Origin of the sequence: Ruegeria lacuscaerulensis (assembly GCF_013034685.1) — a bacterium.
In the GTDB taxonomy this organism is placed as follows: domain Bacteria; phylum Pseudomonadota; class Alphaproteobacteria; order Rhodobacterales; family Rhodobacteraceae; genus Ruegeria; species Ruegeria lacuscaerulensis_B.
Map to the genome: position 1 here is coordinate 75,743 of NZ_WQGO01000002.1, position 24,700 is coordinate 100,442.

The 24,700-nt window shown below is 60.0% G+C and carries 25 protein-coding genes; 8 read left to right on the forward strand and 17 right to left on the reverse strand.

All coding sequences use genetic code 11. The annotated features are described in order from the left end of the window. Positions 1 to 91: 91 nt before the first annotated feature. From GOV80_RS04680 to GOV80_RS04690, 3 genes are all read right to left on the reverse strand, one after another. Positions 92 to 754 (reverse strand): YiaD family glycine zipper/OmpA-like lipoprotein, encoded by a 663-nt coding sequence (locus GOV80_RS04680; protein ID WP_170783054.1) that lies wholly within the window; start codon positions 752 to 754, stop codon positions 92 to 94. A 118-nt stretch (positions 755 to 872) separates the two neighbouring features. Then, the gene (locus GOV80_RS04685; RefSeq protein ID WP_170783055.1) at positions 873 to 1,565 is read right to left on the reverse strand and encodes a helix-turn-helix transcriptional regulator; all 693 of its coding nucleotides are present in this window, start codon (positions 1,563 to 1,565) and stop codon (positions 873 to 875) included. A 284-nt stretch (positions 1,566 to 1,849) separates the two neighbouring features. Continuing rightward, on the reverse strand, positions 1,850 to 2,497 hold the full coding sequence (locus GOV80_RS04690) for an RluA family pseudouridine synthase (RefSeq protein WP_170783056.1): 648 nt from the start codon (positions 2,495 to 2,497) through the stop codon (positions 1,850 to 1,852). Positions 2,498 to 2,592: 95 nt separating this feature from the next. Here GOV80_RS04690 and GOV80_RS04695 point away from each other — a divergent pair, with 95 nt between their 5' ends. Next, complete coding sequence (locus GOV80_RS04695) at positions 2,593 to 3,003, forward strand: nuclear transport factor 2 family protein (protein ID WP_170783057.1); 411 nt, start codon at positions 2,593 to 2,595, stop codon at positions 3,001 to 3,003. A gap of 1 nt (position 3,004) precedes the next feature. Next, entirely contained in the window at positions 3,005 to 3,709 is a 705-nt protein-coding gene (locus GOV80_RS04700) for an SGNH/GDSL hydrolase family protein (protein ID WP_170783058.1), read from the forward strand. Here GOV80_RS04700 and rarD read toward each other — a convergent pair. The 9 genes from rarD to GOV80_RS04745 form a co-directional block, all read right to left on the reverse strand. After that, positions 3,700 to 4,584 carry an EamA family transporter RarD gene (gene rarD / locus GOV80_RS04705; protein WP_237215701.1) on the reverse strand — a complete coding sequence of 295 codons (885 nt, stop codon included), beginning with the start codon at positions 4,582 to 4,584 and terminating at the stop codon, positions 3,700 to 3,702. The two genes, GOV80_RS04700 and rarD, sit on opposite strands and share 10 nt — an antisense overlap. Before the next feature lie 276 nt (positions 4,585 to 4,860). Further along, a complete protein-coding gene (locus tag GOV80_RS04710; RefSeq protein WP_170783060.1) occupies positions 4,861 to 7,314 on the reverse strand; it encodes a GcvT family protein in 2,454 nt (817 codons plus the stop codon). An 88-nt stretch (positions 7,315 to 7,402) separates the two neighbouring features. Further along, positions 7,403 to 8,347, reverse strand: a complete 945-nt coding sequence (locus GOV80_RS04715) for a GlxA family transcriptional regulator (RefSeq protein WP_170783061.1) — start codon at positions 8,345 to 8,347, stop codon at positions 7,403 to 7,405. Positions 8,348 to 8,351: 4 nt separating this feature from the next. Continuing rightward, a complete protein-coding gene (locus tag GOV80_RS04720) occupies positions 8,352 to 9,245 on the reverse strand; it encodes a homocysteine S-methyltransferase family protein (protein ID WP_170783062.1) in 894 nt (297 codons plus the stop codon). Positions 9,246 to 9,259: 14 nt separating this feature from the next. After that, entirely contained in the window at positions 9,260 to 10,312 is a 1,053-nt protein-coding gene (locus GOV80_RS04725; RefSeq protein ID WP_170783063.1) for an alcohol dehydrogenase family protein, read from the reverse strand. Between the two features lie 2 nt (positions 10,313 to 10,314). Further along, positions 10,315 to 12,762 (reverse strand): GcvT family protein, encoded by a 2,448-nt coding sequence (locus GOV80_RS04730; protein WP_170783064.1) that lies wholly within the window; start codon positions 12,760 to 12,762, stop codon positions 10,315 to 10,317. A 15-nt stretch (positions 12,763 to 12,777) separates the two neighbouring features. Beyond that, complete coding sequence (locus GOV80_RS04735; protein WP_170783065.1) at positions 12,778 to 13,158, reverse strand: GFA family protein; 381 nt, start codon at positions 13,156 to 13,158, stop codon at positions 12,778 to 12,780. Between the two features lie 4 nt (positions 13,159 to 13,162). Continuing rightward, the gene (locus GOV80_RS04740; RefSeq protein ID WP_170783066.1) at positions 13,163 to 13,786 is read right to left on the reverse strand and encodes a LysE family translocator; all 624 of its coding nucleotides are present in this window, start codon (positions 13,784 to 13,786) and stop codon (positions 13,163 to 13,165) included. Beyond that, positions 13,787 to 14,386 (reverse strand): helix-turn-helix domain-containing protein, encoded by a 600-nt coding sequence (locus tag GOV80_RS04745; RefSeq protein ID WP_237215652.1) that lies wholly within the window; start codon positions 14,384 to 14,386, stop codon positions 13,787 to 13,789. Between the two features lie 102 nt (positions 14,387 to 14,488). Between GOV80_RS04745 and GOV80_RS04750 the strand changes: the two genes are divergently transcribed. Beyond that, on the forward strand, positions 14,489 to 14,755 hold the full coding sequence (locus GOV80_RS04750; protein ID WP_237215654.1) for a DUF1294 domain-containing protein: 267 nt from the start codon (positions 14,489 to 14,491) through the stop codon (positions 14,753 to 14,755). A 6-nt stretch (positions 14,756 to 14,761) separates the two neighbouring features. Here GOV80_RS04750 and GOV80_RS04755 read toward each other — a convergent pair whose 3' ends face one another. Both GOV80_RS04755 and GOV80_RS04760 read right to left on the reverse strand, forming a co-directional pair. Continuing rightward, a complete protein-coding gene (locus tag GOV80_RS04755) occupies positions 14,762 to 15,214 on the reverse strand; it encodes a GAF domain-containing protein (RefSeq protein ID WP_170783067.1) in 453 nt (150 codons plus the stop codon). A gap of 94 nt (positions 15,215 to 15,308) precedes the next feature. After that, positions 15,309 to 16,481, reverse strand: a complete 1,173-nt coding sequence (locus GOV80_RS04760) for an acetyl-CoA C-acyltransferase (protein ID WP_170783068.1) — start codon at positions 16,479 to 16,481, stop codon at positions 15,309 to 15,311. 105 nt (positions 16,482 to 16,586) lie between these two features. Between GOV80_RS04760 and GOV80_RS04765 the strand changes: the two genes are divergently transcribed. The 3 genes from GOV80_RS04765 (at position 16,587) to ggt (ending at position 19,185) form a co-directional block, all read left to right on the forward strand. Then, a complete protein-coding gene (locus tag GOV80_RS04765) occupies positions 16,587 to 16,925 on the forward strand; it encodes an STAS domain-containing protein (protein WP_170783069.1) in 339 nt (112 codons plus the stop codon). A gap of 32 nt (positions 16,926 to 16,957) precedes the next feature. Then, positions 16,958 to 17,398, forward strand: a complete 441-nt coding sequence (locus tag GOV80_RS04770; RefSeq protein WP_170783070.1) for an ATP-binding protein — start codon at positions 16,958 to 16,960, stop codon at positions 17,396 to 17,398. A 209-nt stretch (positions 17,399 to 17,607) separates the two neighbouring features. After that, positions 17,608 to 19,185, forward strand: coding sequence for a gamma-glutamyltransferase (gene ggt / locus GOV80_RS04775; protein WP_170783071.1), 1,578 nt, complete (start codon positions 17,608 to 17,610; stop codon positions 19,183 to 19,185). A 24-nt stretch (positions 19,186 to 19,209) separates the two neighbouring features. Here ggt and hspQ read toward each other — a convergent pair whose 3' ends face one another. Next, complete coding sequence (gene hspQ / locus GOV80_RS04780; RefSeq protein WP_170774786.1) at positions 19,210 to 19,536, reverse strand: heat shock protein HspQ; 327 nt, start codon at positions 19,534 to 19,536, stop codon at positions 19,210 to 19,212. An 80-nt stretch (positions 19,537 to 19,616) separates the two neighbouring features. Here hspQ and GOV80_RS04785 point away from each other — a divergent pair, with 80 nt between their 5' ends. After that, positions 19,617 to 20,498, forward strand: coding sequence for an AEC family transporter (locus GOV80_RS04785; protein ID WP_170783072.1), 882 nt, complete (start codon positions 19,617 to 19,619; stop codon positions 20,496 to 20,498). A 60-nt stretch (positions 20,499 to 20,558) separates the two neighbouring features. Then, positions 20,559 to 21,140 (forward strand): transglycosylase SLT domain-containing protein, encoded by a 582-nt coding sequence (locus tag GOV80_RS04790; protein WP_170774790.1) that lies wholly within the window; start codon positions 20,559 to 20,561, stop codon positions 21,138 to 21,140. A 12-nt stretch (positions 21,141 to 21,152) separates the two neighbouring features. On the opposite strand, the gene GOV80_RS04795 is transcribed toward GOV80_RS04790, so the two are convergent. Then, a complete protein-coding gene (locus GOV80_RS04795) occupies positions 21,153 to 21,749 on the reverse strand; it encodes a LolA family protein (protein WP_170774792.1) in 597 nt (198 codons plus the stop codon). A gap of 39 nt (positions 21,750 to 21,788) precedes the next feature. Further along, the gene (locus tag GOV80_RS04800) at positions 21,789 to 24,686 is read right to left on the reverse strand and encodes a DNA translocase FtsK (RefSeq protein ID WP_170783073.1); all 2,898 of its coding nucleotides are present in this window, start codon (positions 24,684 to 24,686) and stop codon (positions 21,789 to 21,791) included. Between the last annotated feature and the right edge of the window lie 14 nt (positions 24,687 to 24,700).

The window sequence follows — 24,700 nt, forward strand, 5'->3', positions numbered from 1 at the left end:
TTTCCTTTTAGTTAGTCCAAGAATGCTGCGCGCCAAAGCATGGTTGACGCGCAGTCAATGTGCATAAATCGCTCTTATCAGAGCGGCCCCGTCAGTTGGGCGTGATCTCGATATCCACGCGGCGGTTTTGCGCTTTGCCCACGGCGGTCAGGTTCGAGGCGACAGGACGGTTTTCACCCAGACCGATCGTGGTGATCCGCGATCCGTTCACGCCATTGGCTTGCAGGATATCCGCGACCGAGCGTGCACGGCGTTCGGACAGACCCTGATTATAGGATGCCTCGCCATCACTGTCGGTATGGCCGATGACCTGAATATTCGAGTTGGGATATTTGTTCAGGTTCTGCCCGACCTTCACCAAGTCGGCCCGCAGCGCCGGGCGCACTGTGGCGCTGTCGGTGTTGAACGTGATGTCATTTGGCACGGTCACGATCAGGCGGTCGCCGGCATTGACGATGATGATACCGTCATTGGCCAGTTGCTGGCGTAGCTCGGCGGCCTGCTGGTCCAACTGGTTGCCGATGATACCGCCACCAGCGGCCCCGATGGCCCCACCGGCCAATGCGCCCAACAAGGGGTCGGAATCATTGGCAATCGCGCCAACGCCTGCGCCAACCAGACCACCCAGAATCGCGCCTTGCTTGGCGTTTTGGTTGGGATCAGCGGGCAGGTTCAGCGTACCGGGGTCCGTGCAGGCCCCCAAAACCAAAGCCGAGCTAAGCCCGGCGGCAACAAAAAACTTGGAAATCGTCATAAGTTCACCTTCTGCTCTGGCGCCCGTTTGCCGGGGCCACGTTCTTTCCCGCATTATATCGCGCCGCTTGAACGCAGGCTCAAGCAACAATCGGGTGAACGTGGCGGGATCACTCCGTTCAGTGCGGTGGCGTGGGATCAGTCCAAGGGTCCTTTTCTTGCCAGATCGCACGCAAAGGCGCGCCTTGCCCGCAAAAGTGATCCTCGGTCGGGGCGCAGGCCCAGATGCGGTCGGTGCGGAAATGGCGAAACCCGTTGCGCAGCTCGCACCACGCCGCCAGCATGGTGCATTCGATGTGGTAGATCAGCGCGACAGGCCGCACGATACGCTCGGTCCGCTGGCCTTCGGCGTTCACATAGGTGATGCGCAGTTTGCGTTCCGAACGGATCGCCTCACGGTAATTAACAATCGGGACACATCCCTTGGCAGGGTCATCCATTGGCGCCCCCCAGGGGGCCACTTGCAGCCAATCCGCAGGCGCACGCAGGGCTTCGATCTTGCGACACACCCGGTCGGCAGCCTGCTGCAGGGTACTGTCACCCGTCCGGGCCAGCATCGACAACCCAACCCACAGGGCCTCAACCTCTTCGGCGTCGAAATTCAGGGGCGGCAGGTCATACCCCCGCCGCATCATGTAACCGACCCCGGCTTCGCCCTCGATCGGAGTGCGTTGCGCCTGAAGCGCGGCGATGTCGCGGTACACCGTACGCACCGACACTTCGAGCTTTTCGGCCAGCGCCTCGGCTGTGACCGGCGCGTCTGTGGCGCGCAGGATCTGGATGATTTCAAACAAGCGGGTCGAGCGGCGCATCGGCGTCTCCGGGGTTGATCTGCTGACACCTTAACACAGCCCCCTGACAAGGTGGTGTCAGCAGTGACCCGCCAAATTGGACCTGAAATGAAGGAGGTCCCCATGCCAAGCCGCGACAATCATGTGATGATGACACTGCAATTGGGCCCATGGTCCCAAGGCCACAGGCTGCGCGCCTTCGAGATCGAGCGCGAGATCATGGCCGCGCGCCAACCGTGCGCCCCGCGTCGGCGCAAAAGGCGATTATCCCTTGGGAACTTAAAACTGCTATGGGTTGGTCTGTTCTAAAAGTCTGCCTTGGCGCGAAACTTCATCGACGCGCCGCCACCGGGGCTTTTTAGCCTTAACTCCTCGGAATGCAGCATCAGGCGCGGGAAGTCCCGCACCGGACCCTCAGCATAGAACGGGTCGCCCAGAATGGGATGGCCCAACGCCTGCATATGCACCCGCAACTGGTGCGAGCGGCCGGTTTTCGGAAACAGCCGGATGCGGGTCGTCTGACCCTCATGTTTTACCACGCGCCAGTCGGTCACGGCGGGCTTGCCGGTTTCATGACACACCATCTGGCGCGGACGATTGGGCCAATCGACAATCAGCGGTAGGTCAACGGTGCCGGTCTTGTCAGCAACCTGCCCCCAGACGCGGGCGACATAGGTCTTGCGGGTCTGACGCTTTTCGAACTGCATACTCAGATGACGCTGCGCATGGGGCGTCTGCGCAAATACCATCACACCCGACGTATCCCGATCCAGCCGATGCACCAACAGCGCCTGCGGGAACGCGGCCTGAACCCGCGTCAGCAGGCAATCGGCCAGATGGTCACCTCGCCCTGGCACGGATAGCAGCCCCGAAGGCTTGTTGACCACGATCAGGTGGGCATCTTCGTGCAGCACATCTAAGGGTGTCAGGGGGGGATCATAGGCGTCGCTCATGCGCGCCTGCCTATCCTACAGCGCAACCTCCCGCAACGTCGGCCTTGCCTGAACTCAACAGTTCAGCAAATCTGGCCCAAAGCGGAGGAGAACACATGCACCCCACAATCGCCCGCATGCAAGAGGTCGTCGCCAAAGGGGACGAAACCCTGATCCATGAATTGCTGGCCGAGGACGTGCGCTTCTCGCCCCCAACCTACTACAGCACATGGTCTGGTCGCGAACCCGTGGCCGCGGTGCTGGGGCATGTGGGGCAGGTGTTTTCTGATTTCCGCTATCGCCGGATCATGGGAGAGGGCAAGGACTGGGCGCTGGAATTCCAATGCAAGGTCGGAGAACTGGATGCGGTGGGTGTCGACCTGATCACTCTGAGCGACGAAGGCCTGATTCAGGAATTCGAGGTCGTCATGCGCCCCTACAAAACCATTGGCGCTCTGCGCGAAGCGATGATGTCCCGTGTTATGACCGACGCGCGGTTCCTCAAGTTCAAAGACGCGCTCAGCTAAGATGCCCTTCGCCGCCGATCAATTGCTGCGGGTCCCGCTGCTGCCGGTCTTGGCGGCACAAGGGCTGGCCGTGCGGCGGAACGCGCGGCTGCTGCCTGAACCGACAGGCCCCCGCGCCGGGCGTTTCGGCCGCGGTCCGCGTCTGCGCTTGCTGATTGCAGGCGACAGTTCGGCCGCTGGGGTGGGCGCTGGTACGCAAACGCAAGCCCTGTCAGGGTGTCTGGTGCGCAATCTATCCCGTCACTACTGCGTCGAATGGCAATTGGAGGCCACCACTGGCCATACCACCGAAGACACGATCGCCCGACTGCAGGGCTTGGACGGTCCCTTCGACATGGCAATCACGGCTCTGGGCGTCAACGACGTGACCCGTCTTGTATCTGCGAAGGTATTCGCAGACCGGCAGGCCCGGTTGATGGAACTTTTGACCGGTCCATTGGAGGTGCGTCGCGTTGTTGTGACGGCGGTTCCACAGATGCACCGCTTTCCCGCGCTACCCCACCCTCTGGCCTGGGTGCTGGGTCAACAGGCAGCCAGGCTGGACCGGGCGCTTCAAAAGGTTGTCGCACAATATGCGCAAGCCCGGCACCTGGCCATCGACTTACCGGACGATCCTGCACTGGCCGCACCAGATGGCTATCATCCCAGTCCCAAAACCTATGCGATCTGGGCAGAGGCCGCCGCCCATCTACTGCATCAAGGCTGAGCGCGCATCTGCCGGATCATCGGGATCGAATAGATAACAAGTGCAGCCCAGATCATCGGAAAAGCGATCATGCGGCCTTGGTCGATCTGCTCGCCAAACATAGTGATAGCGGTGATGAAGATCATGGTCGGCGCGATGTATTGGAGTATCCCCATCGTAGACAGGCGCACCAGCTTGGCCCCATTGGCATAAACCAACAACGGAATCGCGGTTACGATACCACAGCCAAGCAGCAGCATCGTATCCGAAGCCGCGACCCCAAACCGCCCTGTCCCCTGCGCACCTAGCCACGTCACATAAACCAAGGCCGGGATCAGCAGGATCAGCACTTCAAGCAAAAACCCCTGATTTGGTCCGATGGGAAGCGAACGTTTGAAAAAGGCGTAGAACCCCCAGCTCACCATCAATCCCAAAGCTGCCCATGGCAGGCTGCCCGCCTGCCAGATCAGAACCAAAACGCCCGTCGCTGCCAACCCCACAGCGACAAGCTGCGCACGGTTCAACGGCTCCCGCAGCAACACAGCGCCCAGCGCAATGCTGAACAACGGGTTGATGTAGTAACCCAGCGCCGCATCCAACGCATTCCCGCTCGCAATGGCCCAAACATAAATCGCCCAGTTCACTGAGATCAGCGCCGCCGTCAAACAAGCCATGCCCAACATCTTCGGATTGCGCAGCGCGGCCTTCAAATCTTGTGTTCGTCCCAACACGACCAGCAACGCCCCGGCGACCGGTACTGACCAGATGATCCGATGCGCCACAATCTCAACCGGCCCGACATCCGCCATCGCTTTCATGTAAAGAGGCAGAAAGCCCCACAAAACATAGGCCGTTACTGCTAAGGCCAACCCCTTTGGCGTATCTTCACGGTTCATTGGTGTGGGGGTATCTGCCACGTTTGGTCTCCGGTTGGTGCCCATTTCCTCTATGGCAAATCAAATGGTTTTTGGAACCAAGAAAACTGTGAAGAACCCTATCAAGAAATCTGATACGTCGCACCGAAGTCTGCGCATCAAGATGCGAGGCTCTGCCTCGCGCTCCGAGATATTTTTGGCCAGATGAATGAAGGATTCCTGCTTCATTTGGCCTCAAATATCCCGGGGGAGTCGCCCGGAAAGGGCGGCGGGGGCAGCGCCCCCTTTTTCCACGCTTCAAACCTTTACTCGGTCCGATTTGGGATCATACATCGGTTTCAGCGAAGCTTCGGCTTTGACCTTTACACCACAAACGTCGATCTCATAACTGGAGTTCAGAACGTCCGCTGCCTTTTCTCTGGCGCAGGGTACATAGCCCAAACCGATAGCGCCGCCCAATGTGTGGCCATAGTTGCCAGAACTCAGATATCCCACGTATTCGCCGTCGCGTAGAATGGGTTCGTTGTGGAACAGCAGTGGTTCTGGGTCAGCCAGCTTGAACTGGACCAACCGGCTTTGTGGTCCGGTTTCCTTTCGTGCGATCACTGCCTCGCGTCCGATGAAGTCGCAGCCCTTGTCGGTTTTCACGGCAAAGCCCAGCCCGGCATCGACCACATGATCCTCGCAGGTAATGTCGTGGCCGAAATGGCGGAAGCCTTTCTCGATCCGACATGTATCCATCATGTGCATGCCACATAACTTCAGACCCATATCCTGCCCGGCCTCGTGGAGGGTTTCGAATACATGCCCCGCCATGTCGGAAGAGACGTAGATCTCCCACCCCAGCTCGCCCACGTAGGTGACACGGTGCGCCCGGGCGAGGCCCATGCCCATCTCGATCTCTTGCGCTGTGCCAAACGGGTTGGCCGCGTTCGAGAAATCAGCGGACGAGACTTTTTGCAGCAATGCGCGTGCGTTGGGGCCCATGACGGCCAGAACGCCCTCACCTGCGGTGACATCGGTGATGACCACGTTGAACCCACCCGCGTGGCGTTGCATCCAGGTTTGATCGGCCAAGCGCGTGGCTGCGGGGGTGACCACCAGATAGGCGGTCTCGGTCAGGCGGGTGACGGTCACGTCTGCCTCGATCCCACCGGTGCGGTTCAGGAACTGGGTGTAGACGATCTTGCCATTGGGCACCGCGTAGTCGCCACCGCCGATATAGTTCATGAACGCCTCGGCATCCGGCCCTTCGACGCGGATTTTGCCGAAAGAGGACATGTCATACATGCCCACATTCTCGCGCACCGCGCGGTGTTCGGCGGCAGAGTTTTCGAACCAGTTCTGACGTTTCCAGCTATAGTGGTATTCGCGTTCTTGACCTGCATTGGCGAACCAGTTGGCGCGCTCCCACCCGGCCAGTTCACCCATGACGGCACCGTGTTCCAGCAGGTGATGGTGGAACGGCGTGCGCCGCACGCCACGCGCGGTGGCCTTTTGGCGATAGGGGTAATGGTCGGCGTAAAGCAGGCCCAGCGTTTCCTTGGACCTTTCAAACAGATACTTCTTGTTGCCCTGAAACGGCTGCATCCGACTGATATCCACATCGCCCAGATCAAACGGCTTCTCACCGCTATCCATCCACTCGGCCAGCGCCATGCCTGCGCCGCCTGCGGATTGGATACCGATCGAGTTGAACCCGGCAGCGACCCAGACATTGTCCATCTCAGGCGCGAGGCCCAGATGATAGGCGTCGTCGGGCGTGAAAGATTCCGGCCCGTTGAAGAAGGTATGAATCCCCGCCTCGGCCAGCATTGGCATCCGATTGACCGCCGCCTCAAGGATCGGCTCAAAGTGGTCGAAATCCTCGGGCAACTGGTCAAACTCGAAACTGTCGGGGATGCCCTCCATCGCCCAGGGTTTTGCGTTGGGTTCAAACGCGCCCAGCAGGATTTTACCCGCGTCTTCCTTGTAATAGGCGCACTCATCCGGCACGCGCAGAACCGGCAGCTGGGTCAGGCCGTCAATGCCTTCGGTCACGATATAGAAATGCTCACACGCGTGCAGCGGGACGTTCACGCCTGCCATACGACCGACCTCATGCCCCCACATGCCCGCGCAGTTCACGACCATATCGCATTCGATATGGCCCGAGGTGCTGCCATCATCGGCGACCCAGTCGACGCCCGTGACCCTGCGTCCCTGTTTGACGATCTCGGTGACTTTCACCCGTTCCTTGACGACCCCGCCGCGTTGCCGCGCGCCCTTGGCCAGCGCCAGTGCGATATTGGCCGGGTCGCCCTGCCCGTCCAGCGGCAGATAGACCGCGCCCTTGACGTCTTCGACATTCAGATGCGGGTACATCTCCTTGACGCGCTCGTTCGAGATTTCTTCGACCTCGACCCCAAAGGCGCGGGCCATGGCAGCCTGACGATAGATCTCTTCCTTACGCTCCTCGGTCAAAGCTACGGTGATCGAGCCGCAGCGTTTGAACCCCGTGGCAACACCGGTTTCTTCTTCGAGCGAGCCGTAAAGTTCCTGACTATATTTCGCCAGTTTGGTCATGTTCGCCGTCGCCCGCAGCTGTGCGATCAGACCGGCGGCATGCCATGTGGTGCCGCTGGTCAGCTGCTTGCGCTCCAGCAGAACGACATCACTCCAGCCCTTCTTGGTCAGGTGATATGCGACCGAGCATCCAATGACGCCGCCGCCGATAATGACCACGCGGGCCTTTTGGGGAAGATCAACCATCCTGAAATCTCCACTCTGTCAGGTTTGGCCAAAATGCCACGAAGGATCGACAATAAATGCGCCAAAAACGTCACAATACTAGTAATTTTCACCGATATGTCGCGCGCTTTTCCCGGCGCAGAACAAAGGGCGTGACGCCGAAAAAGCTTTTGTAGACCGAGGAAAACCCGTTTGGGAATCCACAGGCAAGGCCGATCTCGCGCACGCTCATGGTGGTATTGAGCAGCAGGTTATTGGCCTTGGCCAGCCGCATCTCGCGGTAGAAACCGTTGGGGGTGGTGCCGAAGAAGGTCTTGAACTTCCGCTCAAGCGAGCGGTTGGACAGATGCAGTTCCTCGACGATCTGATGGATCGGCAGGGGATCTTCGATATTGGCCTGCATCAGCTTGATGCACTGGTCCAGTTTGGCATCCCCGGTGGCGGTCAAACGCGTGCCGGAAAACGGCTGCATCGAAGAAAAATCGCGGATGTTCTCGTGCAACATGATATCGGCCACGGTCATCTTGGCGGGCCCCGAGATGTGACGGCCAATCACCGACAGCGCCACATCCGTCGTCGCCTCCATCCCCGCGCAGGTGACGACGGCGCCTTGCTGGGTGGCGATGGAGAGCTTGGCCTCGAACCGGGCGCCGCGTTCGCGCAGGAATGAGGCGTTTTCCCAATGGGTTGCCATATCCTCGGTCCCGTGTTCGTCGATGTAACGACTGGCGGCTTCGGCCAGCAGAAACACCTGTGCGCCGCGATATGTGTAATCCGAAACCACGCGGCCCAGCGAAAGGTCGGGATGGTCAGGGTCGGTATTGCCGATGACAAACAGGTAATCCGCCTTGGGCTGGGTGCTGACAGCCTCGGTCTGGATCATCGCATCGCTGCTGGAATGGATCGGTCCACCCTTCAGCGACTTATACGCATAGGTAAAGGGCGGGTGCGGGCAGACGCGATTGGCCAGCCGCAGCACCTCGACCAGCGACGCCAGTTCCAGCAGCACATAGCCGGGGGCGACGAGGATATCGAAATGCTGCTGACCCGCCATCGCCCTAGACGATCCGGTGTCGGGCGGCGTGCAGCGCGTGGGCCAGCGCCTCGATATGATCGGGGCCGACCTCGCAGCAGCCGCCGACAATGGTGGCCCCGTGTTCGACCCAGGACATGGCGAAATCGGCATAGGCTTCGGGGGTCAGGTCATGACGTTCTTGCAGTGCGTCAACGGTGGGGGCGTCTTCCAAGAACCCTTGTGTGATGCCGGTGAAGCCATTGGCATAGGCCCCGTAAGGGCGGCCCATCGTTTCAAGGATCATCAGCGCGGGCATCACCGATTCCGGGCGAGTACAGTTGATCAGAACCGCATCGGGCGCGAAGCGATCGACCAGCGGCGCAACCTGCGCCAGATGCTCACCCGAACGCAGGCGGGTGCCGTCATTGTCCATCACTGACAGCGCCAGCCAGACGGGTTTGGTTGCGCTTTCCGTCCCGCGCAACGCGCCTTCGGCCTCTTGCAGGGACGAGACGGTTTCCAGCAGGAATAGGTCCACCCGGTCGTTCATCATCTGCACCAGTTCGGAAAATTTCACCGCTGCATCGTCTACATCGGGCTTCAGGTCTGGTCTGTACGACGCCAGCAGAGGCCCCAGCGCCCCCGCAATCCGTTTGTGGCGTGATCCGCGCGCACGTTCGGCCTGGGTCAACGCTTGGTCAATCAGATGAGGCAGTTGATCCTCGATCCCTTCCCGCACCAAGCGCGAGCGGTGGACGGCATAGGTATTGGTGGTGGCAACCGTCGCGCCCCGTTGGAAGTAATCCGCGTGGACCTGACCCACCAGGTCGGGTTGGTCGATCATCACGCGCGTCGACCACAGAGGTGTGGGTTTTTCGCCGCCGCGTTTGACCAATTCCTGCCCGATCGAGCCGTCCAACAGGGTTATATCCGCCATAGCCTTACCTTTCCTCAGGGAATGAGAACCAGTTTTCCCGCAAATGCTTTGGACTGAAAGTCCTCTTGCGCTTTGGCGATATCTCTTAGCGGATAGGTTTTTGAGATCAAAGGTTTGATGCGGCCTGCATTCATCAGCTCGACCAATCGTCCGAAAACCTCGAACGCCTGATGTGTGCAGCCGTGGATGGTGATGTCGCGCAAATAGATATCGCGCAGATCGGCCTGAACGATGGGGCCGGCAATGGCACCAGATACCGCATACTGCCCGCCGGGTTTCAGCGACAGGATCAGGTCGGGCCACGCGGGACCGCCGACGACGTCGATCACCACATCGAACATGTCTTTCGGCAAGGGCGCGCTACGGTCAAACGTATCCGTAGCCCCTTGATCTTTGACCACATCGGCTTTGGCTGGGCTGGTGACACCCCACACGGTCGCTCCGCGCAGCCGGGCCAGTTGCACAGCGGCCAGACCGACCCCGCCCGAGGCCCCGGTGATCAGAACCTTGTGTCCGGCGGTCACGCCTGCGCGGGTCAGAAGGTTCTCGGCCGTTCCAAAAGCGCAGGGAATGGCCGCGATCTCGGCATCAGATAGCGGAGACGCTGAGACGTCATAGAGGTCCGACGCCTCAACCAGGCAGTATTGCGCGAAGGCCCCGTCGATCTCAGACCCCAGCGCGATGAAGCCGGTCGGGTTACCCGGACGCGGGCGCGGCAGGTTGATAGGGCAAGTTACGCGTTGGCCTTTGGTGAAGCCAGTCACTGGCCCTGCGAGTTCAACGATACCGCACAAGTCACCGCCCTGAATGCGCGGGAAGCGTAACGCACCGCCCCAACCCCCGGCCTCGACCTCCTGATCCACCGCATCCGTCGCGCCGGTAATGTCTGAGGAATACCAGCCGACGCGCGTATTGATGTCGGTGTTGTTGACCCCGGCTGCCGCGACCCTGACTAGAACCTGACCGGGTCCGGGTTGCGGCACCGGGATATCCTCGCGCCACTCCAACGCCTCTGGCCCGCCGTGGCGGGTCAGGTGAACGCCCTGCATAACGCGCGGAACAGCCATGGTCAGGCCCGCAGCCGGTCGTTGGCCGGATCCCAGAGGGGTTGATCCTCTTGCACCACAGCGGGGTATTTCTGACCGTAGATTTCGACCTCCAACGCGGTGCCCGGATTTGCCAGTTCCGACTTGATCATGCCCAGCGCGATGGATTTGCCCACGCGATAGCCCCATGCGCCGGACGTCGTCTCACCCACGATCTGATCGCCTTGCCAGATGCAGGACATATAGGGCGCGTCGCAGTCACCTGCCTCAACCGTCAGGGTCACGAACGACTTCTTCACCCCCTGCTGCTTTTCATTCAGGATCGCGGCCTTGCCGGGGAAATCCTGCGGCTTGTCTAGTTTGACAAAACGCCCAAGCCCGCCTTCCAACAGCGAGTAATCGGTGGACAGATCTCCCTTCCACGCGCGGTAGCCTTTTTCGATCCGCAGCGAGTTCAGCGCATACATGCCAAACGGCGTGGCACCAGCCTCAAGGATCGCGTCATAGATCGCAGGCATGTCGTCGTTCAGAGCGTGAACCTCCCAACCCAGTTCGCCAGCAAAGGATACGCGGATCAGATAGGCGGGTTTCCCTGCCACAGTGGCGGCCTGATGGGTCAGCCAGCCCAGCGACAGGTCGGCATCGGTGAGACCCGACAGGATCTCACGCGATTTTGGGCCGGTGACGATCAGCGTGTCGCGTGTGGTGGTCACATCCTCGACACTGACACCTGAGGGCATCGCATTCACCAGAATGTCCCGGTCATGCCATTGCGCGGTGGCGGCGGTGATCATGACGAACTCATCCTCACCCAGACGCAGGCAGGACATTTCGGTCAGGATGCGGCCCCGGTCGTCGGCGATATAGACCAGATTGATCCGGCCCACCTTGGGCAGACCACCCGTCACCAGCCCACGCAGCGCCTCGGCCGCGCCTTCCCCCTTGACCATGAAGCGCGAGAAACCCGGCAGGTCCAGCACGCCGCAATGGTCGCGCACGGCCTCGCATTCTTCTTTGATCCGCTGCTCCCACGGGCCCGAGCGGCCCCATGTATGCGTCGCATCCAGCGAGGTATCGTCGCCCGGCTTGGCGAACCAATTAGCGCGTTCCCAGCCGTTATAGGCACCCATCACGCCGCCCAGTTCCTTGATCTTGTCATGGACCGGAGACAGCTTTTTGTCCCGCGCTGCAGGCCATTCATGATGCGGGAAGTGCATGGCGTATTCATTGCCGTAGACCTCCATACCCTTCTGATTGCAGTAGTCCTGATCGGTGTAATCGGTGTAACGGCGCGGGTCGACGGCCCACATATCCCATTCGGTCGCGCCATCGACGATCCATTCGGCCAGCACCTTGCCTGCGCCGCCGCCCTGCGCGATGCCGAAGGTAAAGGTGTGCGCCTCGAACGCGTTGCTTACGCCGGGCATCGGCCCGATCAGAGGCAACCCATCCGGCGCGTAAGGGATCGGCCCGTTGATCACCCGACCCACGCCCGAGGTTGCCATCAGCGGCACCCGCTCCATCGCGTCGGTGACGATATCTTCGATCCGGTCCAGATCATCGTTCCAAAGCTGGAAGCTGAAATCCTCGGGCATCGGATCGTCTTCGGTCATCCAATGGCCCTTGCAGTTGGGCTCATACGGGCCAAGGTTAAAGCCGTTCTTCTCCTGCCGCAGGTAGTACGAGATATCCACGTCGCGCAGCAGCGGCAGCTTGCCACCGTTTTCCTTCGACCATGCCTCAACCTCGGGGATTTCGTCGGTCAGCAGGTATTGGTGGCTCATGACCATCGCAGGCACCGTGCGCCCGCCAAAGGGTTTGAACCATTCGCCCACGCGCTGCGCATAGTACCCGGCGGCGTTGACCACGTAGTCACAGTCGATATCGCCCTTATCGGTGTGAACGGTCCATGTGCCATCGTCGTGCTGTGTCACCCCGGTTGCCGGGCAGAAACGGATGATCTTTTGCCCCATGTCCCGCGCGCCTTTGGCCAGAGCCTGCGTCAGCTGCGCCGGGTCGATATCGCCGTCGGTAGGGTCATACAGAACGCCCTCAAGATCATGGGTTTCAAGGAAGGGATACCGTTGTTTGGCTTCCTCCGCCGTCCACATCTCCATCGGGATGCCTTGATAGCGACCCATGGACAGGGCGCGTTCGAACTCCTGCATCCGTTCCTTGCTGTGCGCCAGACGGATCGAGCCCGAGACGTGGTAGTTCATCGGGTAATCGACCTCATCCGCCAGCCGCGAATACAGCTCGGTCGAATAGCGCTGCATGTTCATGATCGCCCATGAGGTCGAAAAGGTCGGCACATTGCCCGCCGCGTGCCACGTCGAGCCCGCTGTCAGTTCGTTCTTTTCCAGCAGAACGCAGTCGGTCCAGCCCTTCTTGGCCAGATGGTAAAGCGATGAACAGCCGACGACGCCGCCGCCGATGATGACCACACGGGCCTTGGTTGGAAAATTACTCATGGTTTTGCTTCCCTGTTAGTATGCCCGCTGGGGCAGATCGTCCTGAATATCGTAGTAGTCGCCCTTGTCGGCGACGAAGATATGTTGGGCGAGTTTCAAGCCGGTGGGCTCGTCCAGAGACCCTATTGAAACCGCAATCGTGTCCTCATCATTATGCTGCCAAAACAGGAACGAGCCGCAGGCGCTGCAAAAGCCGCGCTTGGCGATGTCCGAGGCGCGATACCAACCCAGCGTCTCGCTGGAGGTAAAGCTGAGGTTGTCCTGATGGGTTTCGCAGGAGGCCCAGAGATGACCCGATTGCCTGCGGCATTGGCCGCAATGGCAGGCGTTGGGTGCGGCGAGGTCTCCGTCAATGGTGAAGGCGACCTTGCCGCAGAGGCAGGAACCGGTGTGCATGTCTTTACCCCCTTGCTGTAGGCGTTGCGCTGGTACCCAGCAACACACCGTAGATGATGAAACAGGTCGCCATCACGCGGCGGACCCAGATATTGAACACAGCGCCCAGCGCGGCCTTGCCCATCAGCGCGCCCAACAAGGTAAATCCGGTGTAGCTGAGCGTTGTGATGACCAGAGCGGTGGGCATGATCACTCCCATCTGCTGCCAGACCGGAACCTCGGGTTGAACGAATTGCGAAAACGCCGCCAGATACCCGGCCACGCTTTTCGGATTGATGGTCGCCACTGCCAGTGCGTGCAGATAGACGTGGCGCGCGGGTCGCTCGGACGCGGGCGCGGGTTTGCTGGCATTGATCCAGCCGCGGATGCCCATCCAGATCAAGAACCCCGCGCCGATCAGTTTGGCGATGAAAAACCCGGTGGGTGACGCCGCGATCAGCGCCGTGACGCCCAGCGCGGACAGGATCAAAAAGGCGCTGGCCTGTGTCAGGATCGCCAGCACGCCCAACATAGCCCTGGCAAAGGGCAGGCTCATTCCGTTTGAGATGCAATTGACCGCATTCGGCCCCGGTGTGGTGACGAACACCACCCAGAACAGAGCGAATATGGTCCAGGCCTCGAAGCTCATTCAATACACCGGCGGGGCGATGACCCAGATGGCCACGGCGGGCTCATCATAGGGGTTCGCCCAGTGATAGGGTTCGTGTTTGATACGGAAACTGTCGCCCGGCCCGACCGAGAACTGCCGTCCTCCAATCGTTAGGTCCAACCGCCCCGAGATCATATAGCCCACCTCTTGCGTCGGACGATTGGCAGGGGTCTGCATCTGCGAGCGGGGCTCGAAGGTGGAATGCACCATCTCAAAATCATCGGTCAGATCGGGTGAGAGCAATTCCTCGATCAGTCCTTCCTCACCCGATCCCATTGGACGGCGCGAGCCTGCGCGGACCACATAACCCTGTTCATCCGCCGGGGCGGCAGAATGGGCAAACAGCATCGACATGGGTACACCCAGACAATCGGCCATCTGCCGCAGGTCCGAGATGGACGGATCGGACATATCCCGCTCAACCTGGCTGAGCCAGCCGACCGAGCGGTTCAGCTTTGCCGCAATCTCGCTCAGCGTCAGCCCGCGCGCTTTGCGCAGTGCGCGGATATCGGCACCAAGGGTCGCGCTTTGGGGGGCCTGAGAGTTCAATTGCCGCTCCGCGTTGTCGTGAAATTTCATCCCTGTTTTTCACGATGGCGCGAATCGATGAAAAAACCAAGCGTTTTTTCACTTGGGTCACGCGGCCGGGTTCGGTATCGGTCACGCATGTGGATTGCAGTGATGTATTTGTGGGCGATCAATACCCTGACGCTGCTGGCCTTTGGCTGGGACAAACTGCGCGCGCGGCGGCGCAAGCGCCGGGTGCCGGAACGCCGCCTTTTGTGGCTGGCGGCGCTGGGTGGCGGCCCCGGAGCCGTGGTTGGGCGCTGGATTTTTCGCCACAAAACCCGCAAAGGCCGGTTTTCAGCATGGCTGTTTGCAATTCTGATAGTTCAGGCCGCTGCTTGCTATGCGGCCTTCACCTATCTGCCCCCGTTGCTGGGCTAACCGACCTTAACGCGCAAACACATCGCGCAAGATGGCAGCGAGCTCATCAGCATCCGCTTGGGTAAACGCATTTGGTAGATCGCTGTCGATATCAAACACCGCGATCACCTCACCCTGCGAGTCAAAAACAGGCAGCACTAGTTCCGACCGGGTCGAGGACGCACAAGCGATATGGCCGGGGAAAGCGTCCACATCCGGCACAAGCTGCACCTCTCTGGTGCGGGCCGCTGCGCCGCAAACACCGCGTGCAAACGGGATCACCAGACAGCCATGTCCGCCCTGATACGGCCCGATCTTCAACACCTCGGGCTCGGTCACGCGATAAAACCCGGTCCAGTTGAAGCGGTCATCGCTGTGATGCACCTCGCAGGTGACAGTGGCCATCAGGGCGACCTGATCCGTTTCGCCCTCGGTCAGGGCGGCGATGGTTTTTGCGAGGGTGGAATAGTCAACGGTCATGGCAGCACTTTGAGGCAAGGGTATCAGGGGGCGCTGCCCCCTCTTGAGCCGGTGACTCAATACTCCCCCGCCGTATTTGAAACAAGAAGAATGGTCAAACGCGTTCTATGGCAATGGCGGTGCCTTCGCCACCCCCGATGCAGATGGCCGCGACGCCGCGTTTGAGGTTTCGTTTCTCGAGAGCATTCAGCAATGTGACCATGATCCGCGCGCCGGATGCGCCGATGGGATGGCCCAGAGCGCACGCGCCGCCATTCACGTTCACCTTGTCACGCGGCAAACCCATTTCGTGCATAAAGGCCATGGGCACGACGGCGAAGGCCTCGTTCACCTCCCACAGGTCCACATCATCAGTGGTCCAACCGATCTGCGTCAGCAGTTTTTGCGCGGCAGGCACCGGGGCAGTCGTAAACAGGCCGGGGGCCTGTGCGTGGCTGGCATGGCCCAGAATACGGGCGCGGATGGTCAGGGCCTGCGCCTGGGCGGCTTCCTCCGACGCCAGCACCAAGGCCGCCGCCCCATCCGAGATTGACGAGGCATTGGCCGCTGTCACCGTTCCATCCTTGCGGAAGGCCGGTTTCAGAGTCGGGATTTTCTCGGGCCGGGCCGAAAGGGGTTGTTCGTCGGTGGATTGTGTAACGTCCCCTTGGCGCGTTTTCAGGGTGACAGGCGTGATTTCATCCGCGAAAGCGCCGGTTTCTTGTGCCTCCAGCGCGTTTGACAGAGACTGCAGCGCGTAGTCATCCTGTGCCTCGCGGGTGAACTGATAGGCTTCGGCACAATCCTCGGCGAAAGTGCCCATCAAACGCCCCTTGTCATAGGCGTCCTCGAGCCCGTCCAGAAACATGTGGTCAACCACCTGCCCATGCCCGATCCGCGCACCGCTGCGCATTTTGGGTAGAAGATAGGGGGCGTTGGTCATGCTCTCCATCCCGCCGGCGACCATCGTGTCTGCGTGCCCCAAGGCAATCTGGTCATAGGCCATCATCGCAGCTTTCATCCCTGATCCGCACATCTTGTTGAGGGTGGTCGCGGGCACCTCTTCACCCAGACCGGCGGCGAAACCTGCCTGCCGCGCAGGGGCTTGGCCCTGACCCGCGGGCAGGACGCAGCCCATCAGCACCTCGTCCACAGTGTCGGCCCCGGCGCCCTGCAAGGCGGCGCGGATTGCCGTTCCGCCCAGATCAGCGGCGCTGACGCCATCGAACATCCCTTGAAACCCACCCATCGGGGTCCGTGCTGCACCTGCGATTACAACTTGCTTCATCGGGAGGCTCCTTTTCTGCTTTTCCGTATGGATGGATACCGAATGGTAAGAATTGGCGTCTAGCGTATTTCTACGCATGATTTGCAATTCAGAGGACCGGCGCGCATGAGCCTGACCAGCAAAACAACCGACTCGGCCCAGATTATCACGGTGCATTGCGACCGGATCGACGCCGCCATGGCCATCCAGTTCAAGGAAGAGATGCGGCAAGAGGCCGAAGGCGGTGCTGCGCGGGTGGTGCTAGATCTGACGAGGGTGGAATTCATCGACTCCAGCGGTCTCGGGGCGATCGTCGCCGCCATGAAACAGCTTGGCAGTGATCGCAGGCTGGATCTGGCGGGGTTGCACCCCTTTGTCGAAAAGGTTTTTCGCCTGACCCGTATGGACACGGTTTTCAAGCTATACCCGACGCTGGGCGACGCGCTTGCGTCCGCCGCCGACTGAGCCCGCAGATCGAATGAATAAGCGCCCTGCCCATGTGTACCGGTAACTGCCTGGATCTTCAGTTCTCAGCCACAGCGTCCGATGCCAGCGCGGGCATCGCTCAGCTCAGCGCCTGCTTGAAAGCGCAAGGCCTGCCCGCGCACAAGGCGGGGGACGTAAAAATCGCGCTAGCCGAGGCAATCAACAACGTGGTCGAACATGCCTATGCCGGGGTCACACCCGCTCAGGTCAAGGTGCGGTGTCGGCTGAACCAAGACTGGCTTGAAATACTGATTTCGGACACCGGCAACCCTCTGCCCGGATTTCGGGTGCCCGAAGGTATGCCGTCGGCGCTGGGGTCATCGCGCGACGAACTGCCCGAGGGCGGATTTGGCTGGTTCCTGATCCATGAATTGACCAGCGATATCCGGTATGAGCGCAGCAACGGCTGCAACAGGCTGTCCCTGCGCTTTGATTTCCCGGATGCCGAGTGACAGGCAAAAGGTCACAATAACGCCCAAATCGAACCATTGTCGCGCCGCAAATCAGGGTCATACACTTACCTGTAGCTCAGATAGCTTCCCTCGGCGCCAAGTGTCACAGCCCCCACCCAGTGAACGGCGCCGAGGAATTTCCCCTTGATTTGACTGGACAATAAACCGCCGCGCGATACCTTCGGCGCGAGTTATTGGGGAATACATTTATGCGCGATTTTCACGTTCCGGGTCGGTCCGAAGTCCTGTCAACGGAAGGCATGTGCGCAACATCGCACCCGCTGGCTGCGCAAGTTGCGATAAGCATTCTGGAACAGGGCGGTAATGCGATGGATGCCGCGATTGCGGGCGCAGTTCTGCTGGGACTATGCGAGCCACAGATGACCGGATTGGGCGGAGATTGCTTTGTCCTGTTCAACCGTGCTGGCGAAACCAAAATCCGCGCCCTTAACGGATCAGGCCGCGCTCCCGCGATGGCCAATGCGGACGCCTTGCGCTCACAGGGTCTGAATGCGGTTCCCCTGACCTCGCCCGAGGCGGTGACAATACCAGGCGCGGTCGATGCCTTTTGCCACCTGGCCGAAACCGAGGGCCGGATCGGGTTGGATTCGGTCCTTAGCCCTGCCATCCACTATGCGGATACCGGCGTGCCTGTGGCCCCGCGCGTGGCTTTGGACTGGAATATTGGGGCAGCCACGCTGCAAGGATCCGCGCGAGATCACTACCTGATCGACGGCAAGGTCCCCAAAACGGGGCAAATCTTCCGCTCTCCGGGTCAGGCAGAAGTTCTACGCCAAATCGCACAACACGGGCGCGATGCGTTTTATACCGGCGACATTGCCGAGGACATGGTTGCCGCACTGTCGCAATTGGGTGGTGTTCACACGATCGAAGATTTTCGGACCACCCAATGTACCGTCACCCTACCAGTCAACAGCAGCTACAACGGTGTCGAGATGTACGAACACCCCCCCAACGGTCAGGGGGCGACGGCGCTTTTGTTGCTGAACATTCTGAAAAACTTCGACCTTTCCGGGATGGAACCGTTCAGCGCGGAACGTATTCATGTCGAGGCCGAGGCCTCAAAACTGGCCTATGACGCGCGCAATCGCTTTGTCGCCGATCCAGATCACGCCGCGCAGGCTGAAAAGTTCACCGATCAGGCACTGGCAGATCGGCTCGCTGCCCTGATCGATCCCAAGCGGGCGATGCCAGCCGCCGCTCCGCTGACCGAGGCGATCCACAAGGACACGGTTTATATTACCGTCGTCGATCGGGATCGAATGGCCGTGTCGCTGATCTATTCGATCTTTCACAGTTTTGGGTCGGGCATCGCCTCACCGAAATACGGGATACTGCTTCAAAACCGGGGCGCTGGCTTTACCTTGCAGGCCGGACATCCGAATGAGATGGGGCCGGGCAAGCGCCCGATGCACACGATCATTCCCGGTATGCTGAAACAGAACGACCGCATCACCATGCCATTCGGCGTAATGGGCGGATCGTTTCAACCCACCGGACACGCACGCCTGTTGTCCAACCTGACGGATCACGGGTTGGGATTGCAGGACAGCATCGACGCCCCGCGCGCCTTCGCCGATGGAAACGTTATGAAACTGGAACGCGGAATTCCGCCCAGCGTCGTGCAACAATTGTCAGATCTGGGCCACAACGTTCAAATCCCGGAAACGCCACTGGGTGGAGCGCAGGCTATCCGAATCCGCGATGACGGTGTTCTGGAAGGTGCCAGCGACCCCCGAAAAGACGGTTGCGCTCTTGGCTACTGATCCTGAACGCGCACGATGCGCCGATCAATTTAGGTGGAAATGCAGCGGGTATGCGCCGTTTTCAAACGGGCCGAACATGTCTGGAATATCAGGATGTTCCACCGGCTCGCCGGACTGATCGGCAACCAGATTTTGTTCAGAAACATAAGCAACATAGAAGGATTGGTCGTTTTCGGCCAACAAATGATAGAACGGCTGATCCTTGATCGGGCGGCTATCTTCGGGGATGGCCTGATACCATTCTTCGGTGTTCGAGAATTCCGGGTCCACGTCAAAAATCACCCCTCGGAAGGGATGTTTCTTGTGGCGGACCACCTGGCCCAATTTGTACTTGGCATGTGTCTTCAGCATATCTTCAGCCCCCAAAGAACTTACTACTCTTTTCCCGGCGGAAATGCCAATCAATGATCGGATTTTAAGGGAAACAGTCTGTGAACCTTCTACTAACAGTGTTCGAAATTGCGGCTCCGGTCTTTCTTTTGGCCGGGATCGGATTTGCGTGGGTCAAGCTGGGGTTCGAATACCGGCTGCAATTTGTGACCCGTCTGGGCGTTACGCTGGCGGTGCCCTGTCTGATCTTTGTCGCCCTGATGCAGACCGAGATCACAGCCACCGAGCTGACGCGGTTCACGTTGGCGGCCATCACCGGGCATGTGGTGCTTGCGGTGGCCTTTGGCCTGTTCGTGCGGCTCAGCGGCTTGGATCGCCGCACATTTCTGGCCCCGCTGATCTTTGGCAACACAGGCAACCTGGGGGTGCCGCTGTGCATCTTCGCCTTTGGGCAGGCAGGGCTGGGTTTTGCGGTGGTTTTTCTGGCTGTAACGGCGCTCTTTTCCTTTACCTATGGGATCTATCTTGTGGCGGGCAAAGGTGCGTTCGGCAAAGCCGCACGCGAACCGATGGTCTGGGCCACCCTGCTGGGTGCCCTGTTCCTGTGGCGCGGTTGGGAAACGCCCGTTTTCCTGACCAATACGCTGGATCTGCTTGGGCAAATGGCCATCCCCCTGATGCTGATCACGCTGGGCGTGGCGATCGCGCGGCTGACCTCGCGCAGTTTGGGACAGGCGCTTTGGCTGTCTGCGCTGAAACTGGCGGTGTGCTTTGGGCTGGGCTGGGGCATCGCGCTGGTATTTGACCTGGATAGCGTCGCGTTTGGCGTTCTGGTCCTGCAATTGTGCACCCCGGTGGCTGTGACCTCGTACCTGCTGGCCGAACGGTTCGAGGCCGATGCAGACGCCGTCGCAGGCCTGGTTATGGTGTCAACTGTCCTATCTGTGGGCGCGTTGCCTTTAATTCTAGCTATTGTGTTGTAGCGATTGTGATTTCCTAAAGGCTCAATCTGCGCTAGAATAAAGAAAAAAGGCACGAGGCACATGAGCAGAATTCTTATCGTACTCTTCGGGGTGCTGCTTTTGGCATCCTGTAGTGGCGGCTCCAAACAGCCGCCCAGCAAGCTGAATGACGCGTGCAGCATTGCCCGCGAACGGCCCGATTTTATCAAGGCCTTCAAAAGCACCGAGCGGAAATGGGGTGTCCCCGTCCACGTTCAGATGGCGACGATCTATCAGGAAAGCCGCTATCGCCACGATGCGCGCACCCCGCATAAATACGTGTTGGGTGTCATCCCGATGGGCCGCCAAAGCAGCGCCTATGGGTTCAGTCAAGCTTTGGACGGCACGTGGGAGGAATACCAGCGCGAAACCGGCAAGCGCCGCGCCAAGCGCGACCGTATCCGCGACGCGTCGGATTTCATCGGTTGGTACATGAACAAAACCAACCAGCGCAACGGCATCCAGCTGCATGACACCCGCAACCAGTATCTGGCCTATCACGAAGGCCATACCGGCTACGCTCGTGGGAGCCATTACAGCAAAACATGGTTGTTGAACGTGGCCAATGATGTGGACGCGCGCGCCAAACTCTATCAGGCGCAGCTGGCGGGCTGCCGAATTTAACAGCCCAGCGGGTCAGCGATCGCCTGACCCGCTCCGCGTCCTTTTCGTGAACAGGTCGCTGTTCAGCTTGCCATCAGTTTCCAGCTGACCCAGCAGAACGGTCGTTTGGCTGCCTGCGTTATCGTGGATCACCCATTTGCGCAGTTCGACCGGATCACCGGTAAACATCAGCTCGATCCGACCCGAATCCGGGTTCTTGGGATCCTGCGCCGTCACGACCGTGGCGGTACCGTCAAAATCGTGACCGACCACCATATTGGCCTGTCCCAGATTTACATTCCGCGCCAGCACCAGCGACAGGGGCGTACGTTTTAGTGGATATTGCTCAGCCGGCTGGTTGGACTTGGGATCAAATATCTGAACGGTTCCAGCCCGCGCCAGTACCACTGCGCTGTTGGGCGGATCATATTCGAACCGCATCTTGCCAGGGCGTTCGATCCACAATTTCCCGGTGCTGAGCGAGCCATCATCGTTGATCTGCGTGAACGTGGTCTCAACGGTTTTCAGCTCGTTCAGGTAGTTTGATATCTGCGATAGCGGCAGCTTGTCCGCCGCCCACGCGGCGGGTGCGGACAATGTCAAAGCAAGGGCAAAAGCAATCTGTTTCATGAGGCACAGATAGGCCTTCTGCCCTTGTTATTAAATATCCTATTGCTCGGGGACGAGGATTTCGCGCTTTCCGACGTGATTGGCAGCGGAAACAACGCCTTCGTCCTCCATCTGCTCAACCAGACGCGCGGCTTTGTTGTAACCGATGGCAAGTTTCCGCTGGATATAAGAGGTCGAGCACTTGCGATCCTTGATTACAATCGCCACAGCCTGATCATAGAGAGCGTCCTCGCCATTGGTGTTGCCACCGGTATTCAGGCCAAGAACTGCATCGATATTGTCGGCCTTTTCCTCGGCCGGACCATCGACGACACCGCTCATGTAATCGGGCGGGCCGAACTGTTTCAGGTGGTTGACGATTTCTTCGACCTCTTCGTCCGACACGAAAGGGCCGTGGCAACGGGTGATCTTGGCCCCGCCGGCCATATAGAGCATGTCGCCCTGCCCCAGCAGTTGCTCGGCGCCCATCTCGCCCAAAATGGTGCGGCTGTCGACTTTCGAGGTCACCTGGAACGAGATCCGGGTGGGGAAGTTTGCCTTGATCGTGCCGGTGATCACATCGACCGAGGGCCGCTGCGTCGCCATGATCAGGTGAATACCCGAGGCCCGCGCCATCTGCGCCAGACGTTGGATGCAAGCTTCGATCTCTTTGCCCGCGACCATCATCAGGTCGGCCATCTCGTCGACGATAACGACGATATAGGGCATCGCCTCGGGTGCGAATTCTTCGGTCTCGAAGGTGGGTTCTCCGGTCTCGTCGTCAAAGCCCGTTTGGACCGTGCGGCTGAACATCTCGCCCTTGGCCAACGCATCCTTCACACGGCCATTATAGCCCGCGATATTGCGCACGCCCATTTTGGACATCTTGCGATAGCGGTCCTCCATCTCGCCCACGACCCATTTCAGGGCGACAACCGCCTTTTTCGGGTCAGTCACAACGGGCGACAGCAGATGCGGGATACCGTCATAAACCGACAGTTCCAGCATCTTGGGGTCGATCATGATCAGGCGGCATTCATCGGGTGTCAACTTATAGAGCAGCGACAGGATCATCGTGTTGATCGCCACCGACTTACCCGACCCTGTGGTCCCTGCGATCAGCAGGTGAGGCATCTTGGCAAGGTTCGCCACGACCGACTCACCGCCGATATCCTTACCCAAGGCCAACGGCAGCGCATGGTTGCCGTCGCCGAAATCACGGCTGGCAAGGATTTCACGCAGCACCACCATCTCGCGATTTTCGTTGGGCAATTCGATCCCGATGACCGAGCGCCCCGGCAGGGTCGAAACACGCGCCGACAGCGCCGACATCGAGCGTGCGATATCGTCGGCCAAACCGATCACACGGCTGGCTTTCAGACCGGGCGCAGGCTCGAGTTCATACATGGTGACAACGGGGCCGGGGCGAACGCTGACGATCTCACCCTTGACGCCATAGTCATCCAACACGTTTTCCAGCATCCGGGCGTTTTCCTCCAACGCTTCATCGCTGAGGTGATGACGTTGAATGTTCGCCGGGTTGGCCAGCAGGCCCAAAGGCGGCAATTCGAAATCGGAATGCTTGTCCTCGAACGACAGCGCAGGCTGCGCTTCGGCTTGCGCGCGGCGCGAAGGCTGAGGCGCGCGGCGTACAGGCTGTGCGACAACCGGTTTGCGCGGTTCAGCCACCGGAATTTTCATCGCCGGGCGCGACTGAGGGGCGGGCTCGGGTTCAACCATCGGCTCATCCTCGAACACGGCCTCATCATAGTCCGGCTCGGGCGCAAAATCCTGATGCAAGGGCTCCTGCCATTCGGTCGGTTCTGCCGTCAGCATCGGCTCGGGCGGCAAACCAGTCGAAGTCATCGGCGGTTCCGGCGGCAATTCGCCCGCACCTGAGTTCAGGATCAACGGATCAGGCCCACGCCCCCGCCCTTTGGTTAGCGGCAGGTTCGGATCATGTTCGGGCGCCATCTCACCCGCGGCGACCTTGCGGTTGCGTACAGCGGCGGAAATCTTCGACCGGATGCGGTCCTCGCCTGGCATCTCGTCAACATCGACCAGAGAGTCCCGGTCAATGAGTTCGGGCTCGGGCATCGGATCGGGGCGGCGGATCAGATCGGGGATGCGTGACAGCAGGCCCGGTTTCGCGGGCTCGGGCGCGGTCAGCGGCGGTTCGTCAAAGACCGGGTCGGCGTAGGCCAGTTCATCTTCGAACACAGCCTCCGCGGCCTCGGCGCGTGCGACCTTGCGCTCATCCCATTGCGCGCGGCGATCACGGGCGGCCTGCGCGGTCGCGGCGGCCCCACGACCCAGCAGATTCATCAACCCGTCATAGGACATAACCAAACCCAGCAGAAACGCCCGGAATCCTTTGCGCACATCGTCGCGCGTGAAGCCCAGAACAAAAACGCCCAGCGCCAGCATCCCGAACGCCATGGCCAGTGACATCAGCTTGACCATGAAATGCGATGCGACCGGCAACAGTGTCAGCAACGCGCCCATGACGGTGTCGCCAAACAGCCCGCCCAGACCAAAACTATGGGTCGACCGCCAAGCCTCATCGGGCACCAAAGTCGCTGCATAGACCGAGACGACGGCAATCCAAATCGGCGCAAAGATCAGCCGTGCAATCGCGCGATCCTCGCCAAAATGCCCGGCAAAGCGCACGCCCCAGCCGATCAGGACCAAGGCGATGCTCCAACTGCCCCAGCCCACGATCATGAACAATGGTGCCGCGATCGAGGCCCCAATCCGCCCCATCCAGTTCTGCACCGGCGCATCGGTCGAGACCATCCAGTTCGGATCATCCGGCGTGTAGGACCAGATCATCGCCGCCGAGGCCAACCCCAGCAGGATCAAGGCAATCCCGATCAGCTCTTTGCTGCGCCGTTCAATGGCGGCTTGCGTTGTACTGTCCAGCAATGGATCGCGGTTGCGCGCGTTCAATGATGCCATTTTGCCCTCGTACC

Excerpts from the sequence above, each read along its gene's own strand:
- GOV80_RS04680 (WP_170783054.1), bottom strand. The coding sequence starts at position 754 with ATGACGATTTCCAAGTTTTTTGTTGCCGCCGGGCTTAGCTCGGCTTTG.
- GOV80_RS04685 (WP_170783055.1), bottom strand. The coding sequence starts at position 1,565 with ATGCGCCGCTCGACCCGCTTGTTTGAAATCATCCAGATCCTGCGCGCC.
- GOV80_RS04690 (WP_170783056.1), bottom strand. The coding sequence starts at position 2,497 with ATGAGCGACGCCTATGATCCCCCCCTGACACCCTTAGATGTGCTGCAC.
- GOV80_RS04695 (WP_170783057.1), top strand. The coding sequence starts at position 2,593 with ATGCACCCCACAATCGCCCGCATGCAAGAGGTCGTCGCCAAAGGGGAC.
- GOV80_RS04700 (WP_170783058.1), top strand. The coding sequence starts at position 3,005 with ATGCCCTTCGCCGCCGATCAATTGCTGCGGGTCCCGCTGCTGCCGGTC.
- rarD (WP_237215701.1), bottom strand. The coding sequence starts at position 4,584 with ATGAACCGTGAAGATACGCCAAAGGGGTTGGCCTTAGCAGTAACGGCC.
- GOV80_RS04710 (WP_170783060.1), bottom strand. The coding sequence starts at position 7,314 with ATGGTTGATCTTCCCCAAAAGGCCCGCGTGGTCATTATCGGCGGCGGC.
- GOV80_RS04715 (WP_170783061.1), bottom strand. The coding sequence starts at position 8,347 with ATGGCGGGTCAGCAGCATTTCGATATCCTCGTCGCCCCCGGCTATGTG.
- GOV80_RS04720 (WP_170783062.1), bottom strand. The coding sequence starts at position 9,245 with ATGGCGGATATAACCCTGTTGGACGGCTCGATCGGGCAGGAATTGGTC.
- GOV80_RS04725 (WP_170783063.1), bottom strand. The coding sequence starts at position 10,312 with ATGGCTGTTCCGCGCGTTATGCAGGGCGTTCACCTGACCCGCCACGGC.
- GOV80_RS04730 (WP_170783064.1), bottom strand. The coding sequence starts at position 12,762 with ATGAGTAATTTTCCAACCAAGGCCCGTGTGGTCATCATCGGCGGCGGC.
- GOV80_RS04735 (WP_170783065.1), bottom strand. The coding sequence starts at position 13,158 with ATGCACACCGGTTCCTGCCTCTGCGGCAAGGTCGCCTTCACCATTGAC.
- GOV80_RS04740 (WP_170783066.1), bottom strand. The coding sequence starts at position 13,786 with ATGAGCTTCGAGGCCTGGACCATATTCGCTCTGTTCTGGGTGGTGTTC.
- GOV80_RS04745 (WP_237215652.1), bottom strand. The coding sequence starts at position 14,386 with ATGAAATTTCACGACAACGCGGAGCGGCAATTGAACTCTCAGGCCCCC.
- GOV80_RS04750 (WP_237215654.1), top strand. The coding sequence starts at position 14,489 with ATGTATTTGTGGGCGATCAATACCCTGACGCTGCTGGCCTTTGGCTGG.
- GOV80_RS04755 (WP_170783067.1), bottom strand. The coding sequence starts at position 15,214 with ATGACCGTTGACTATTCCACCCTCGCAAAAACCATCGCCGCCCTGACC.
- GOV80_RS04760 (WP_170783068.1), bottom strand. The coding sequence starts at position 16,481 with ATGAAGCAAGTTGTAATCGCAGGTGCAGCACGGACCCCGATGGGTGGG.
- GOV80_RS04765 (WP_170783069.1), top strand. The coding sequence starts at position 16,587 with ATGAGCCTGACCAGCAAAACAACCGACTCGGCCCAGATTATCACGGTG.
- GOV80_RS04770 (WP_170783070.1), top strand. The coding sequence starts at position 16,958 with ATGTGTACCGGTAACTGCCTGGATCTTCAGTTCTCAGCCACAGCGTCC.
- ggt (WP_170783071.1), top strand. The coding sequence starts at position 17,608 with ATGCGCGATTTTCACGTTCCGGGTCGGTCCGAAGTCCTGTCAACGGAA.
- hspQ (WP_170774786.1), bottom strand. The coding sequence starts at position 19,536 with ATGCTGAAGACACATGCCAAGTACAAATTGGGCCAGGTGGTCCGCCAC.
- GOV80_RS04790 (WP_170774790.1), top strand. The coding sequence starts at position 20,559 with ATGAGCAGAATTCTTATCGTACTCTTCGGGGTGCTGCTTTTGGCATCC.
- GOV80_RS04795 (WP_170774792.1), bottom strand. The coding sequence starts at position 21,749 with ATGAAACAGATTGCTTTTGCCCTTGCTTTGACATTGTCCGCACCCGCC.
- GOV80_RS04800 (WP_170783073.1), bottom strand. The coding sequence starts at position 24,686 with ATGGCATCATTGAACGCGCGCAACCGCGATCCATTGCTGGACAGTACA.